This is a genomic window from Thalassotalea sp. PP2-459 (genome assembly GCF_001913705.1).
Classification (GTDB): domain Bacteria; phylum Pseudomonadota; class Gammaproteobacteria; order Enterobacterales; family Alteromonadaceae; genus Thalassotalea_C; species Thalassotalea_C hakodatensis.
This window is the reverse complement of the sequence record NZ_MKQD01000085.1, coordinates 171,317-185,772: the sequence shown is the minus strand read 5'-3', so window position 1 is coordinate 185,772 and position 14,456 is coordinate 171,317. Positions and strand designations below refer to the sequence as shown.

Annotated in this window: 16 protein-coding genes and 1 riboswitch; of the genes, 3 read left to right on the top strand and 13 right to left on the bottom strand. The window is 39.2% G+C overall.

The window, feature by feature from the left end:
- The first annotated feature begins 217 nt into the window (after positions 1–217).
- The gene (rmf, locus tag BI291_RS18090; RefSeq protein WP_074500812.1) at positions 218–391 is read left to right on the top strand and encodes a ribosome modulation factor; all 174 of its coding nucleotides are present in this window, start codon (positions 218–220) and stop codon (positions 389–391) included.
- A 49-nt stretch (positions 392–440) separates the two neighbouring features.
- Here the strand turns inward: rmf and BI291_RS18085 are convergent, their stop codons facing one another.
- The 7 genes from BI291_RS18085 to moaA form a co-directional block, all read right to left on the bottom strand.
- Complete coding sequence (locus BI291_RS18085) at positions 441–1,190, bottom strand: HesA/MoeB/ThiF family protein (protein WP_074500809.1); 750 nt, start codon at positions 1,188–1,190, stop codon at positions 441–443.
- A gap of 20 nt (positions 1,191–1,210) precedes the next feature.
- Entirely contained in the window at positions 1,211–1,672 is a 462-nt protein-coding gene (gene moaE, locus BI291_RS18080; protein WP_074500806.1) for a molybdopterin synthase catalytic subunit MoaE, read from the bottom strand.
- A gap of 1 nt (position 1,673) precedes the next feature.
- The gene (gene moaD / locus BI291_RS18075) at positions 1,674–1,919 is read right to left on the bottom strand and encodes a molybdopterin converting factor subunit 1 (RefSeq protein ID WP_074500804.1); all 246 of its coding nucleotides are present in this window, start codon (positions 1,917–1,919) and stop codon (positions 1,674–1,676) included.
- A complete protein-coding gene (moaC, locus tag BI291_RS18070) occupies positions 1,916–2,422 on the bottom strand; it encodes a cyclic pyranopterin monophosphate synthase MoaC (RefSeq protein WP_074500801.1) in 507 nt (168 codons plus the stop codon). Before moaC ends, moaD begins: the two co-directional genes overlap by 4 nt.
- Positions 2,415–2,972: a molybdenum cofactor biosynthesis protein B gene (moaB, locus tag BI291_RS18065; protein ID WP_074500798.1), complete on the bottom strand. Its 558-nt coding sequence runs from the start codon at positions 2,970–2,972 to the stop codon at positions 2,415–2,417. Before moaB ends, moaC begins: the two co-directional genes overlap by 8 nt.
- On the bottom strand, positions 2,959–3,564 hold the full coding sequence (locus tag BI291_RS18060; RefSeq protein ID WP_074500796.1) for a molybdenum cofactor guanylyltransferase: 606 nt from the start codon (positions 3,562–3,564) through the stop codon (positions 2,959–2,961). The genes moaB and BI291_RS18060 overlap by 14 nt, the downstream gene beginning before the upstream one ends.
- A 3-nt stretch (positions 3,565–3,567) precedes the next feature.
- Positions 3,568–4,539, bottom strand: coding sequence for a GTP 3',8-cyclase MoaA (gene moaA / locus BI291_RS18055; RefSeq protein WP_074500793.1), 972 nt, complete (start codon positions 4,537–4,539; stop codon positions 3,568–3,570).
- Positions 4,526–4,666, bottom strand: a riboswitch (molybdenum cofactor riboswitch). It overlaps the preceding gene by 14 nt.
- 152 nt (positions 4,667–4,818) lie before the next feature.
- Between moaA and moeA the strand changes: the two genes are divergently transcribed.
- Together moeA and BI291_RS18045 are read left to right on the top strand one after the other, a co-directional pair.
- Positions 4,819–6,051 (top strand): molybdopterin molybdotransferase MoeA, encoded by a 1,233-nt coding sequence (moeA, locus tag BI291_RS18050; RefSeq protein ID WP_074500791.1) that lies wholly within the window; start codon positions 4,819–4,821, stop codon positions 6,049–6,051.
- A 2-nt stretch (positions 6,052–6,053) separates the two neighbouring features.
- Positions 6,054–6,746 carry an alpha/beta fold hydrolase gene (locus tag BI291_RS18045; RefSeq protein WP_074500789.1) on the top strand — a complete coding sequence of 231 codons (693 nt, stop codon included), beginning with the start codon at positions 6,054–6,056 and terminating at the stop codon, positions 6,744–6,746.
- Positions 6,747–6,805: 59 nt separating this feature from the next.
- Here BI291_RS18045 and BI291_RS18040 read toward each other — a convergent pair whose 3' ends face one another.
- The 6 genes from BI291_RS18040 to tkt all read right to left on the bottom strand — a co-directional run bounded on the left by BI291_RS18040 (position 6,806) and on the right by tkt (position 14,236).
- Complete coding sequence (locus BI291_RS18040) at positions 6,806–7,588, bottom strand: YdiY family protein (protein WP_074500786.1); 783 nt, start codon at positions 7,586–7,588, stop codon at positions 6,806–6,808.
- Positions 7,578–8,408, bottom strand: a complete 831-nt coding sequence (locus tag BI291_RS18035; protein ID WP_217693850.1) for a mechanosensitive ion channel domain-containing protein — start codon at positions 8,406–8,408, stop codon at positions 7,578–7,580. The genes BI291_RS18040 and BI291_RS18035 overlap by 11 nt, the downstream gene beginning before the upstream one ends.
- A gap of 179 nt (positions 8,409–8,587) precedes the next feature.
- On the bottom strand, positions 8,588–9,655 hold the full coding sequence (gene fba / locus BI291_RS18030) for a class II fructose-bisphosphate aldolase (RefSeq protein ID WP_074500783.1): 1,068 nt from the start codon (positions 9,653–9,655) through the stop codon (positions 8,588–8,590).
- Between the two features lie 330 nt (positions 9,656–9,985).
- The gene (locus tag BI291_RS18025; protein WP_074500780.1) at positions 9,986–11,161 is read right to left on the bottom strand and encodes a phosphoglycerate kinase; all 1,176 of its coding nucleotides are present in this window, start codon (positions 11,159–11,161) and stop codon (positions 9,986–9,988) included.
- A 20-nt stretch (positions 11,162–11,181) separates the two neighbouring features.
- A complete protein-coding gene (gene epd / locus BI291_RS18020; RefSeq protein ID WP_074500778.1) occupies positions 11,182–12,198 on the bottom strand; it encodes an erythrose-4-phosphate dehydrogenase in 1,017 nt (338 codons plus the stop codon).
- Positions 12,199–12,253: 55 nt separating this feature from the next.
- Positions 12,254–14,236: a transketolase gene (tkt, locus tag BI291_RS18015; protein ID WP_074500776.1), complete on the bottom strand. Its 1,983-nt coding sequence runs from the start codon at positions 14,234–14,236 to the stop codon at positions 12,254–12,256.
- Positions 14,237–14,456 lie beyond the last annotated feature (220 nt).

The following is a 14,456-nucleotide window of genomic DNA, read 5'->3' as shown; positions in this document are numbered from 1 at the left end:
AATAAATAACAGAATGAATTTCAGGTGGTTATCTTTTGACCTAAAAATTGGCATGAAAATTATTCAGTTTCGCACGATTTTATGACGATTTAATGACATTTCTATACTTGCAATAAAAAGGTAAATATTCTTAAATGAAGTGGTTGATTGATATTTATTATCAATTAGAGAAGTTCTATAAAATCATAAATTTCAAATGGTTATGGAGATTCATTTCATGAGAAGACAAAAAAGAGATCGTTTAGATAGAGCATATTCTAATGGTTACCAAGCTGGCGTTTCTGGTAAAAATAGAGAAAATTGTCCTTATCAGAATACTAATGCAAAGTCTGAATGGTTAGGTGGTTGGCGTGAAGCAATGTCAGATAAAAATGCGGGGTTATTTAGGTAGCGCGATTCGTAAGAACACACAAAAGAAGCCCTTGTTTAAGGGCTTTTTGCTATGCACTACCACACACAGGACAATTGATTTGCTTTTTCACATAAATATGCTGCCAATGTTGATGTAAACCATCATACAAGGCTAATATATTATTTGAATGTTCAATACCAACAAGTAATTTTATTGCATCAATGGCTTGAGTTCCCGCAATTACCGCAAGTACGGGGCCTATAACACCTACGGTTTGACAATTATTTTCTGGAGCATGTTCACTTTTGGGAAAAACACATTGATAACAAGCGGCATCTTTTATATTAGGAACGATGGTTAATTGTTGACCATTAAAGCCCGTGGCAGCTCCGACAATAAAAGGTTTATTATATTCAACACAGGTTTTGTTCATTAAATATCGTGTCGCAATGTTATCGCAACAATCAACGACCAAATCAGCTTGTTGTACATAATACTGCGCTAATTCATCATCTAGCATTTCGTCAACGACTTCTATTTCTACATCGGGGTTATTTAACACTAGCTTTTCGGCAGCGGTATCAGCTTTATTGTGATCAATATCTTGCTGATTGAATAATATTTGTCGCTGTAGATTAGTTATGTCAACAGAGTCTCCATCTGCAATAATCAGTTTTCCTATACCAGCAGCAGCTAAATACATCGCTACGGGGTTGCCTAATCCACCCATACCAACAATTAACACAGTGGCATTTCGAAGCGCCAACTGTCCGGACTCGCCAATTTTATTTACCATAATTTGACGACTATAACGTAGTTTCTCTGATGTAGTTAACATTGCATTTCCAGATGAGTTATTTACCAGGTATTGGCTTTTTGTTGATCCGTTTCTTTTGCCGCTAACCAATTATTTTCACCGTCAGCGGTTAGTTCTTTTTTCCAAAAGGTGGCTTTGACTTTAAGGTGATCCATGATGAATTCACACGCGGCAAACGCATCTTGCCTATGTTTGCTTGAAACACCAACAAAAACAATTTGCTCGCCAACCGCTAACTGGCCAATACGGTGAATGACATTTATACGACCAATAGACCAGCGTGCTCGAGCCGTTGTAATAATATCTGCAAGTTGTTTTTCTGTCATTCCTGGGTAATGTTCAAGATATAAACCGATGACTTGTTTCTTTAAATTATTATTACGTACTTTTCCACAAAAGGTGGCAACAGCTCCGTCTTCATCGTTATTGAGGTGCAACTTGTTGTATTCAACAGCTAGGTTAAAATCAATTGATTGAATACTTATTGTGGAGTTATCTGACATGCTAACCTCCTGTAACGGGCGGAAAGAAAGCAATTTCATCGCCATCATTAATAATGTGTTGAGGATCTGCCATTTGTTGGTTTACTGCACATAATATATTGGTTGAAAGGGCTTGTTGCCAATCAGTAGACTGGCTGCATAAGTGTGAAAGTAATGCTGAAACAGTATTGATGTTATCAGCGCTAACTTCAAGTTCGTGACAAGATAATTGCTCGCGTAAAGTAGCAAAAAATAAAACTTTGATCATAAGCTATCCTTGGAATGCGTTTGCCAATGCCCTGACTTTCCACCTGTTTTACTTAATACTTTTATACCAAAAATTTCCATGGCTGGATCAGCGGCTTTACACATATCAAACAACGTTAAGCAGGCAACTGATACTGCCGTTAATGCTTCCATTTCAACGCCTGTTTGTCCTGAAAGTTTGCAAAGACTTTCAACACGTATACAAGCGTTAACTTCATCAAGGGTAAAATCCACTTGAACTTTTGTTAACATTAAAGGGTGACATAATGGGATCAAATCACTGCACTTTTTTGCTGCCTGAATACCGGCAATACGCGCAACCGATAACACATCACCTTTTTTATTATCACCTTGGGTGATTAATGTGAGTGTTTCGCTGGTCATTTTGATAAAACCTTCAGCTATAGCAACTCGTGCAGTGGTTGCTTTATCGGTAACATCAACCATGTTGGCGTCACCTTGCTGATTGATATGGCTTAAAATATTGGCTGGTGAATTATTCATTTTTGTCTCTTGTTGTACATGCTTGTGTTGATAAATTTAAATGCGGCACGAAATTACAAGGTTTATGCTGTGAATTGAGCTGTTCAGCAATTAACTTATCCCATGCTGTTTTACATGCATTAGTAGAGCCCGGTACACATAAAATAACGGTATGATTAGCAATCCCTCCTAATGCACGAGACTGTATAGTTGAGGTGCCAATTTCATCAAACGAAATAGCACGGAAAATTTCACCAAAGCCTTCAATATTTTTATCAAATAATGGCAGTAATGCTTCTGGAGTATTGTCTCTATCGGTGAACCCTGTACCACCGGTACTAATAACAACATTGATATTATCATCAGCAATCCATTTCGATACGATAGCTCTTAATTGATAAACATCATCTTTTACAATGGCTTTTTCAACAACTTGATGACCTGCATTGTCAGCACGTTCTACAAGGGCTTTACCAGAAGAATCCGTTGATTCATCTCGTGTGTCTGATACGGTTAATACGGCGATTTTTAGTGAAGTAAAGATGTTTGTTGCATGATCAGAATTTGACATTATAGCTCCTATTTTTCGCTAACTTTCCTTCCACTTGTTGCCAATCTTGCGGTGTATTTGCATTGAACAAAGCATGTGGATTTTTTATGGGTAGTTCGCGATGAGGTAAATGGTTCAACATCGAACGTACCGAGTATGTATTCGTTTTATTTTTAGGGATTAAAGATGTTTGCGTGGCAATATTTTTAGTGAAAAAACGCTGACAAAAGTGATTGTTAGGTAGGTACAGCGGTAAATAATGCTGCTGATAAAAACATGCTTTATTTGAGAGCTGTCCTGCACTTTTTAGGTGTTGCAAAGTCGTAAGATCTATAAAAGGTAAATCTACCGGAATTATTAATAATGCGTGGGGCTGATATTTTACTAATGCGGTATAAATGCCACCCAGGGGACCAATACATTCAAGTTTGTCTTGTTCGCCGTGAACATTACCACTTATGATAGTTTGGTCAACGCCTGCTTTGTTGAGTAACGTTACTGAACGATCGAGTAAACGTTCCCCATTCACTGAAAGTAGTGCTTTATCTTTGCCCATTCGAGAAGATTTACCACCAGCTAATACAACGCCTAAACAATGTAGAGGTTTTCGCATGCTTTATCCTCCTAACATCGCAAGATTTTTAGTTGCACCAGTTAACTGCTGTTGTAAAAAGTGTGTCGCTTTTTTATCTGTTAGTAAATGTGATATGGCGTTTACTAACGGTGCTTGATCATCTGATTGTAGATGCTCTCGTAATGATAAACCTTGATCGGCGAATAAGCATAAATGTAATTTTCCTAACGCACTAATGCGAAGGCGATTGCAAGAAGCACAAAAGTCTTTGCTATAAGGCATGATCAAACCAATTTTGCCTCGATAGTCAGGGTGATAAAATTCTTGTGCAGGGCCTGATGATTTTTCTTTAATAACCGGTTGCCAACCAGCCAGTATCAGTTGCTGTTTTATGCGCGAACCTTGTACGTGTTGTTCAGTAAAGAATGTGTGGTTATCACCTGTTTGCATCAATTCGATAAAGCGAAGTGTGACAGGTGTTTCTTTGATAAAGTTTAAAAAGGTATCGATATCTGCGCCGTTGTACTGTCGCATTAATACTGTATTTACTTTCACTTGGGTAAGTCCAAGAGTTAACGCTTTATCGATACCTGACAGTATTTCTTGTAGCTTATCGTGACCAGTAATTGATTGGAAAAGTCGAGGATCTAAACTGTCAATACTGACATTTAAGGCGTCTAATCCAGCGTCGACCCAATCTTGAATTTGACTGTTTAATTTATAGCCGTTGGTGGTGATGGCAAGTTTTTTAATACCAGGGGTAGATTTACAACTTTTCAGAATTTGAGGTAAATCTTTGCGTAATGAGGGCTCACCGCCGGTAATACGAATTTTTTCTGTACCTAATGAAGCAAAAGCCGTTGCTAAACGTTGAATTTCAGCTAACGATAGAAAGTCACGATCGTGATCACATTGATAACCATCAGGCAAACAATAATCGCAACGAAAGTTGCATACATCAGTAATAGAGAGCCTTAGGTAATAAAACCTACGGCCGTAGTTGTCAGTTAACATTTCACCTTTCCAAATGTCGGGAGGCTAATAAGTTTCCCTATTAACCCTGGCGATTAAAGAATAATCACGGCTAAGGCTGCATATTTACATGAAATTTAGCAACGGAAGCTCGGCGAATTTACGTTTTATAGTAGTACATAATGCCCAACGATGATAATACTATTATTTCATAGGTTAAAACTTGAGGTGTATCAAAGTATGACAAGATAAACCATAGCATCTTGTTTTTAATTAACTGATAATTGGTATCATTACGAAAAATAGAATCAGGAATAGATGATGAATGATTGTTGTTCTGCACCTGGTTTAATGCCGTTTGAGCAAGCATTAAATCAGATGTTAGCGGAAATAAAACCCTTAACAGCCAGTGAAGAAATATCATTCGCACTGAGTGATAACCGTGTTCTAGCGAAAAATGTATATAGCCCTGTTAATGTTCCACCAATGAATAACTCGGCGATGGACGGATATGCTTTTAAACAAGGCGCTGCTGATATTAACTCGTTAAATGTTATTGGTCGTTCCATGGCTGGTAAACCGTTTTTAGGAGAGTGTCAGCAAGGTGAGTGTGTTCGTATTATGACGGGTGCAGCCATGCCAAAAGGCTGTGACACTGTGATTATGCAAGAGCAATGTCAGCAAGATGGCAACGTTATTCATCTACAAAAGCGCGTGACTCAGTTTTCTAATGTACGAAATCTTGGAGAAGATATAAGACAAGGAGCACTCGTTTTTGAACAAGGCAGACGATTAACGTCAATAGATGTGGGGGTGCTCGCATCTCTTGGCATTGCAGAAGTAACGGTTTATAAGCCTATTAAAGTCGCATTGTTTTCAACCGGAGATGAGTTGAAAAATCCCGGAGAACCGTTATCTATTGGTGAAATATATGAAAGTAATAGCCATTGTTTACAGGCAATGTTAACTAAGTTTGGTGTTGATGTAATACCGATGGGCATTATTCCTGATAACGAAGAACAGATTACACAGGCATTAATAACTGCTAACGAACAAGCTGATGTGGTGATCACCTCGGGTGGTGTTTCAGTAGGCGATGCCGATTATATTAAAGCTGTTTTAGAAAAGTTAGGTCGTATAAATTTTTGGAAGGTTGCTATCAAACCCGGTAAACCATTTGCGTTTGGTCACTTACCGAATAGTTACTTCTTTGGTTTGCCTGGAAACCCAGTATCGGCGTTAGTGACTGCGCATCAACTGGTTTTACCTGCGCTAACTAAATTACAAAATATGAAACAGCAAAATTCAATTAGGCTGAGTGCAAGCACTACAACAGGCTTGAAAAAAGCGCCAGGTCGCATGGATTTACAACGCGGCGTGATACAAACCAATACCCAAGGTCAGTTAATTGTAACGTCAACAGGTAGCCAAGGTTCAGGAATGCTTACGAGCATGGCAAAGGCAAATTGTTATATTGTGTTATCGCAAGAGCAGGGCAATGTTCAAGCTGATGAGCAAGTTACTGTGCTACCTTTTGATCAATATTTACAATAATCATGCAACCGTTATTTTTATTACCCGGCACCATGTGCGACGAACGACTTTGGCAACCAACGCTGTCTGTGGCTGAAAACCATTTCATACCGCATTTTTTAACGTTACACGATGGTGATTCGATTGATGAGATCGTACAGCAAATAGCAACGCAGTTACCAAAGGAGCCAGTTAACTTACTTGGTTTTTCTTTAGGTGGCTATTTAGCTTCAGCCTTTGCAATACGTTACCCTGAGAAAGTTTCGACGCTATTTATCGTTTCTAATATTCCTTGCGCTTTACCCGTTGAAGAAGTGAAAGAAAGATCTCGAACGATTCATTGGATCAAAAAACATGGTTATCGTGGTATTCCTAAAAAACGCATTTTAAATTTAATGGCGAGCAATGCGCACGATAATACAGAAGTGATATCGTTAATTGCAGAGATGGATAAATCGCTTGGTGGTGAAGTGTTAATGGCGCAATTACGCGCGACGACACAGCGAGTTAACTTATTTGAGCAGTTGCGTGCTTTACCTATCACCAAACATTTTTGTGTTGGCCGAGAAGATACATTAGTGAATCTTGATGACTTACAACGATTGGCGTCTACAGATGAAAAAATGGACTTAACGATATTTGAACATACAGGGCATATGTTGCCGTTAGAGCAGCCAAAAGCATTTAGCCGATGGTTAAATAACAAGGTAAAATGAATAATAAAAAAGCCCTGTTAATGAGCTAACAGGGCTTGATAAAAAGAATAACGGTTTAATTAAAAACTATATACTAACGTCATTGCTGTTTGTGTATTTGTGTTTTCTTTGTTTTCATCAACATCAGTATTATGATCAACGATAAAGCTAAATTTTAATTGTAACGTTTCAATCAACTTTGTAGTAATTGATGACTCAGCTTTATATGTGCTGTTGGCACCATTTTTTGGTGCGTACTTTGCGACGACTAACTGTTTAAACTCAACATGTTCATTGATTTTTCGTTTGTATAGCGCTTGCGCCTGAATAATGAATGCATCATGTGTTGTTTCACCATTTTCGTCTGGCTCTTTTAATACATCGCGTTTGTAACCAGGACCAACATCAGCATCTAGCGTTGCTTTTTCAGTTTCAAACCAACGTCGACCCCAACCAGATGAAATAGAACTTTGATTATCGAAGCTGCTAAAACGATTATCAGCATACGATGCATTACCATATACGTAGTTTTTACCGTTTGGCTCTATGGTATAGTTGGTTTGTCCAACAATCGTCCATTTTTGATCCGAGGTTTCAAATTCTTCAGTGATTGTGCCATCTTCTTTGACAACTTCTGTTTCAGTTTTTCGAACGAGTACGTCAAAGTTTAATGAACTACGCCATTGGTTTTTTTCAAAGCTGAAATCTAAGCCTGCTTTTAAATCGCCACTTTTAGTGTCGCCCGTTTTAAATAATGCGCCAAATTCAGCGGATGCCTTCATTGGTGATGTTTCTTTTTGCTCTTCTGCTTGTATCAAAAAAGGGGTAAGGCAAAGTGCAGCAGTTGCTAATTTAAGATTCATTGGTATTCTCTTGGTTTACGTGAACAGATAATTGTGGGAATGGAATTTCGATTCCTGCGTTGTCCAGTTCAACTTTGATAGATTGCATTAGATCAAAATATACTGGCCAATAGTCACTGGTTTTTACCCAAGGGCGTACAACAAAATTAACTGAACTATCAGCTAATTCACTAACGCCTACAGTAACGTCTTCGTCTTTAAGTACTAATTCGTGTGCTTTCGCTACACGTGTAAGTATCTCTTTGGTTTTCGCTAAGTCGGCACTGTAGCCTACACCGATTACAAGATCAATCCTACGTGTCGGCTTAGTTGAGTAATTGGTAATGGTATCGGTGGTGATGGCACCATTTGGTACGATAACTGTTTTATTATCAGGAGATCTTAGGTTCGTTGAAAAAACATGTACTTCTTCAACAATTCCCGCTGTTCCAGCTATTTCAACAAAATCACCCGCTCTAAAAGGCTTAAAGGTGATTAGTAAAATGCCTGAAGCAAAGTTTGATAAAGAGCCTTGAAGCGCTAAACCAATCGCTAAACCAGCGGCACCAACAATGGCAACTAATGACGTAGTATTAAAGCCTAAATGTGAAATAGCAGCAATGAAGGCAACCAATACAAGTAAGCCGTAAGCGAGGCTACAAATAAAGCTGCTGACGGTATCATCAACTTGTTTATGTTTTAGAATCTTGTTCAGTGTTGAGGCTATTATGCGTGCGACAATGCGACCGACGATAAAAATTAAAAATGCAATGAGTATATTTAACGCGTAGCTATAAAAGAGCTCTTGATTTTCAGCAAACCAGTTCATTAAATTTTCCACGAGTACTCCCTCTGTGTCATAGGATAATTAGTCGACAAATTATAATAAATTTAACAGGCTAAGCCCATTGTTATTTTTAAAGACGGAAAATTTTAATGAAACGGTAATAGCAAAAGTGCCAAACTGTATGACTCAATTTGGCACTTTTAAAAGATTGGTATTGATTGAAATTTTTAGTACTAAGACTTTATTAGTGCGACCAGTTCACCTTTCGAGTAACGTTCGAACATTACATCGAGTGATACGGGTTTTATTTTTGACGCATTACCTGCGGTATTGAACGCTTCATAACGTGCTTTACAAATTTCATACATGGCTTTTGTTGATTCAGCAAGGTATTTTCGTGGGTCAAATTCACTTGGATTTTGTGCCATAAAACGACGAATAGCACCTGTAGAGGCTAATCGTAAATCGGTATCAATGTTGACTTTACGAACACCGTTTTTGATACCTTCTTGAATTTGTTCAACAGGTACACCGTAAGTTTCGGGTATTGCGCCGCCATATTCGTTGATAGTAGCTAGCCAATCTTGTGGTACAGATGATGAACCATGCATAACTAAATGCGTATTAGGGATGCGTTGATGTATCGCTTTAATGCGATCGATTGATAAAATATCGCCTGTCGGTGGGCGGGTAAATTTATATGCACCATGTGATGTACCACATGCAATTGCTAAGGCATCTACTTGGGTTTTTTTAACGAAATCTGCAGCTTCTTCTGGGTCTGTTAACATTTGCTCTTGCGTTAGTTTCCCCACAGCACCAACACCATCTTCTTCACCAGCTTCGCCGGTTTCAAGTGAGCCTAAACAACCAAGCTCACCTTCAACTGAAACGCCGCAAGCATGAGCCATTTCAACTGTTTTTCGTGTAACATTCACGTTATATTCGTAACTTGACGGTGTTTTACCGTCTTCCATTAATGAGCCATCCATCATTACTGATGAAAAGCCGAGTTGTATAGATCGCTGACATACTGCTGGCGAGGTTCCATGATCTTGATGCATAGCAACAGGAATGTGAGGGAACTCTTCAATAGCAGCTAATATAAGGTGGCGTAAAAAGGGGGCCCCTGCATATTTTCGAGCGCCAGCAGATGCTTGTAAAATGACAGGACTGTCTGTTTCATCAGCTGCTAGCATAATCGCGCGAACTTGCTCTAAGTTATTTACGTTAAATGCTGGAATACCGTAATTAAATTCAGCGGCGTGATCTAACATTTGTCGCATGGAAACTAAAGCCATGAAAAACTCCTAAGTTACAATTTTGGTTGAGGAAATAGCATTAAATTACTTTCACATCGAAACAATTATGTTTCATTGTGTAATTCTAGCAGAAAGTTTTCATGCTTTGCATCATTGTATTTTTTCTTGTTAAGTGACGAAAAAGAGGATTAAAGCGATTTAGGATTAAAATGAATAAGAATTACGAAAAAAATGGCTGTTAATAGCGTGGAGTAACAGAATTCATGAACTTATTTTTGAAATGTTACAACAAAAATTATTTTTTAATGAGATAAAAAAACCTTAGCAAGATGCTAAGGTTTTACAAGGAAAAGGTAGGGTTATTATATTTTAGCTTTTAGCCCGTGCTTCTAATACTGCAACTGCAGGTAATACTTTACCTTCAAGGAATTCTAAAAATGCCCCGCCACCCGTTGAAATATAAGAAACCTTATCAGCGATATTATATTTATCTACTGCTGCCAGTGTATCGCCGCCGCCTGCTACTGAAAACGCTTTGCTGTTTGCAATGGCCATTGATATCACCTCAGTGCCTTTAGCAAACGCATCAATTTCAAAGACGCCAACAGGACCATTCCATAATACTGTACCCGCATTTTTAATGATTTCTGCCACTTTAGCTGCTGTTTCCGGTCCGTAATCAATAATGTCATCTTCTGATTGAACGTCAGTTAATGTTTTTACCGTTGCTACTGAGTCATGTTTCCAGTTGTCGAAACTATCACGTGTAACGGTTACATCATTGGCAAAAACAACCTCTGTTTTTTCACACAATCTCTGCGCTTCTGGGATCAAATCTTTTTCATAAAGCGAGTTACCCACTTCGTTACCCGCTGAGGCAACAAAAGTATTTGAAATACCGCCACCAACCACAAGGGTATCGGCAATATTTGATAGTGAATCTAATACTGTTAGTTTAGTCGATACTTTAGAACCACCAACAATGGCAACTAAAGGTCGGGCAGGGTTATCAAGTGCTTTTGATAAAGCATCAAGTTCCGCTACTAATAAAGGGCCTGCACAGGCAACGGGGGCAAATTTAGCAACACCATGCGTACTTGCTTGTGCACGATGGGCAGTACCAAACGCATCCATTACATAAACATCACAAAGGGATGCAAGCTGCTTTGATAATGCTTCATCATCTTGCTTTTCACCTTTATTAAAGCGAACATTTTCAAAAACAACAAGCTCACCATCGGCAAGTTCAACACCATCTAAATAATCTTTGACTAAGCGCACTGGGCTTGAAAGAGCGTCGGCTAAGTAATTAACAACAGGTTGCATAGAATATTTATCTTCGTATTCACCTTCTGTTGGTCTACCTAAATGTGACATGACCATCACTTTTGCACCTGCAGCTAGAGCATGCTTAATAGTCGGTAAAGATGCACGAAGACGTGCGTCAGAAGTGACTTTACCGTCAGCAATGGGTACATTTAAATCTTCACGGATCAACACGCGCTTACCGGCGAGATCCAAATCAGTCATTTTAATAACAGACATGAGTTGTTCCTATAATGAGTTCAAGATTGTAGATCTGCCATCACTTTAGCAGTATCTAACATTCGATTAGCAAATCCCCATTCGTTGTCGCACCAAACTAACATTTTAACTAAGCGCTTATGGCTTACACGCGTTTGATTTCCATCGACAATGGCTGAATGTGGATCATGATTAAAATCTATTGATACCAAAGGTTCTTCAGTATAACCAAGGATCCCCTGTAAACCATTGTTCTGTGCATTAACGATGGCTTGATTAATTTGTGCAATGGATACATCACAGCTAACCGTTAGGCTAAGATCCATAGCGGTTACATTAATGGTAGGTACCCGAACGGCAATGGCTTCAAATCGACCTGAAAATTTAGGCAGTATTCGCTCAATGCCTGCGGCTAATTTAGTATCAACAGGGATGATTGATTGGCTTGCAGCTCTTGTCCTTCTCAAATCAGGGTGATAAGCGTCAATAACTTGTTGATCATGCATTGATGAATGAATGGTTGTGATGGTGCCACTTTCAACACCAAAAGCATCATCAATTACTTTGATAACAGGAACTATACAGTTTGTCGTACAGGAGCCATTACTAACTACCCGATGATCGGCAGTTAGCGTGTTATCGTTAATACCGTATATGATGGTTGCGTCTAAATCTTTCGCACCAGGGTGCGAGTAAAGCACTTTAGAGGCACCTTGTTGAATATGTGCGAGTCCGTCTGCTTTAGAGCTATATTTTCCAGTACAGTCAAGTACAATATCCGCTTGGTACTTTTGCCAATCAAGAAGGTTTATATTCTCTTCATGGGTCAAGAACACATCGTCACCAGCAATATTTAATCGGTTGGCCTCACGGTAAACAGCAAATGAGAACCGACCATGGGTACTGTCATATTTTAATAGATGGGCGATCCCATCAGGATCTGCTAGCTCGTTGATGGCAACAAGTTGTAAATCTTGGCGATGGTTATGTTCATATAAGGCACGAGCAACGCTACGACCAATACGACCAAAACCATTGATAGCGATTTTTGTAGGCATATCTAAAGAAAGTTACCTTGGGAAATAAGGCGCCATAATCAATGGCGCCATTAAATTATAAGCTGTTTACTGTGTTAACAACGTTTTCAACAGTAAAGCCAAAGTGCTCAAATAACGCATTTCCTGGCGCCGACTCACCAAAGGTAGTCATGCCAACAACTTTGCCGGCAAAGCCTACATACTTGTACCAAAAATCAGTATGTGCAGCTTCAATAGCAACACGTTTGGTAACAGAGCTTGGCAGTACAGACTCTTTATAAGCATCACTTTGCTGATCAAAAATATTGCTCGAAGGCATTGATACAACACGCACTTTATCACCAAGAGCTTCGGCTGCCTTTAACGCTAAAGAAACTTCAGAGCCGGTGGCTATTAAAATTACGTCAGGTGTGCCGTTACTGTCTTTTACAATGTAACCACCTTTAGCAATGTTACTTACTTGCTCAGCATTACGCGCTAATGCAGGCAAACCTTGGCGTGAAAATACTAATGCCGTTGGCGCTTGTTGTCTTTCAATTGCATTTTTCCACGCAACAGCTGATTCAGTAGCATCAGCAGGACGCCATGTCACCATATTGGGTGTAGTACGTAAATTGGTTAATTGCTCAATCGGCTGATGCGTTGGACCATCTTCGCCTTGGCCAATTGAATCATGGGTATAAACAAAAATATTTTGAATGCCCATTAATGCCGACATACGTACTGCATTACGCGCATATTCCATAAACATCATGAAAGTGGCGCCATAATTAATAAAGCCACCATGCAATGAAATACCGTTCATGATGCCAGACATACCAAATTCACGAACACCATAATAAATATAGTTACCAGCAGGATCATCTTGAATGCCTTTAGAGCCAGACCAAAGAGTTAAATTTGAACCAGCTAAATCAGCTGAACCACCCAGTAATTCAGGTAAAATTGCGCCGAATGCTTCAATAGTATTTTGCGATGCTTTTCTTGATGCAATACTTTCTGACTTTTCTTGGCACTCTTGAATTAGAGCATTTGCTTTTGCTTCGAATTCAGCGGGAAGGTCGCCTTTAATTACACGACGTTCGTATTCAGCTGCAAGTTCCGGGTGAGCTTTTTTATAAGCAGCAAATTTCTCTTGCCAATTAGCTTGCGCTGATTGACCTTTTTCTTTTTGGTCCCATTGACTATAAATTTCATCAGGCACTTCAAAAGAGGCATGTGGCCAATTTAAAAATTCACGAGCCGCAGCAATTTCATCATGACCTAGCGGTGCACCATGACAGTCATGTGAACCTGATTTATTAGGAGCGCCAAAACCAATAATAGTTTTACAACAAATCATTGTTGGCTTGTCAGTAATCAGGTGAGCCTGCTCTATTGCTTCTTTAATTGCGTGAGGGTCGTGACCATCAACGTCTGCAATTACATGCCAACCGTAAGATTCAAAACGCTTTGGTGTATCGTCAGAGAACCAACCTTCAACATGGCCATCAATAGAGATACCGTTATCATCCCAAAACGCGACAAGCTTACCTAGGCCTAACGTACCTGCTAGCGAACATACTTCATGAGAAATGCCTTCCATTAAGCAGCCATCACCTAAAAAGCAATAGGTGTAGTGATCAACAATGTTGTGACCTTCACGGTTAAACTGTGCTGCCAAAGTTTTTTCGGCAATTGCCATACCTACCGCATTTGAAATCCCAGCGCCTAAAGGCCCCGTAGTAGTTTCAACACCTGGAGTATAGCCGTACTCAGGGTGACCAGGTGTTTTTGAATGCAATTGACGAAAGTTTTTAATTTCTTCAATAGGCAAGTCATAACCTGATAAATGCAATAGAGAATAAATAAGCATAGAGCCATGACCATTCGAAAGGATAAATCGATCACGATCTACCCAATTAGGATCGGTAGGGTTATGCTTTAGAAAGTCGCGCCATAGAACTTCGGCAATATCTGCCATGCCCATAGGGGCTCCTGGGTGACCTGAGTTTGCTTGTTGTACTGCGTCCATGCTTAATGCACGAATAGCATTAGCGAGATCTTTACGCGATGGCATAGTGGCTCCAACTATTTTATTTTTTCATATGAGGGTGTTTTTTAGAGACGCTATTTTTACGCAGTAAGGCCGTGACTGCAAATGTTATTACGCTATTTATTATATTTTGTTCATTGATGAATAACTTCTATTGCATATGCGACAAGATCAGTGATTGAGCGTGTTACTTAAGAGGTGATTTTAAATCAGAAACTGAGTCTAAGAGTAACGATTGTTCAAA

Bases quoted from the DNA above. Each gene is read 5' to 3' on its own strand.
- rmf (WP_074500812.1), top strand. From the start codon at position 218: ATGAGAAGACAAAAAAGAGATCGTTTAGATAGAGCATATTCTAATGGT.
- BI291_RS18085 (WP_074500809.1), bottom strand. From the start codon at position 1,190: ATGTTAACTACATCAGAGAAACTACGTTATAGTCGTCAAATTATGGTA.
- moaE (WP_074500806.1), bottom strand. From the start codon at position 1,672: ATGTCAGATAACTCCACAATAAGTATTCAATCAATTGATTTTAACCTA.
- moaD (WP_074500804.1), bottom strand. From the start codon at position 1,919: ATGATCAAAGTTTTATTTTTTGCTACTTTACGCGAGCAATTATCTTGT.
- moaC (WP_074500801.1), bottom strand. From the start codon at position 2,422: ATGAATAATTCACCAGCCAATATTTTAAGCCATATCAATCAGCAAGGT.
- moaB (WP_074500798.1), bottom strand. From the start codon at position 2,972: ATGTCAAATTCTGATCATGCAACAAACATCTTTACTTCACTAAAAATC.
- BI291_RS18060 (WP_074500796.1), bottom strand. From the start codon at position 3,564: ATGCGAAAACCTCTACATTGTTTAGGCGTTGTATTAGCTGGTGGTAAA.
- moaA (WP_074500793.1), bottom strand. From the start codon at position 4,539: ATGTTAACTGACAACTACGGCCGTAGGTTTTATTACCTAAGGCTCTCT.
- moeA (WP_074500791.1), top strand. From the start codon at position 4,819: ATGAATGATTGTTGTTCTGCACCTGGTTTAATGCCGTTTGAGCAAGCA.
- BI291_RS18045 (WP_074500789.1), top strand. From the start codon at position 6,054: ATGCAACCGTTATTTTTATTACCCGGCACCATGTGCGACGAACGACTT.
- BI291_RS18040 (WP_074500786.1), bottom strand. From the start codon at position 7,588: ATGAATCTTAAATTAGCAACTGCTGCACTTTGCCTTACCCCTTTTTTG.
- fba (WP_074500783.1), bottom strand. From the start codon at position 9,655: ATGGCTTTAGTTTCCATGCGACAAATGTTAGATCACGCCGCTGAATTT.
- BI291_RS18025 (WP_074500780.1), bottom strand. From the start codon at position 11,161: ATGTCTGTTATTAAAATGACTGATTTGGATCTCGCCGGTAAGCGCGTG.
- epd (WP_074500778.1), bottom strand. From the start codon at position 12,198: ATGCCTACAAAAATCGCTATCAATGGTTTTGGTCGTATTGGTCGTAGC.
- tkt (WP_074500776.1), bottom strand. From the start codon at position 14,236: ATGCCATCGCGTAAAGATCTCGCTAATGCTATTCGTGCATTAAGCATG.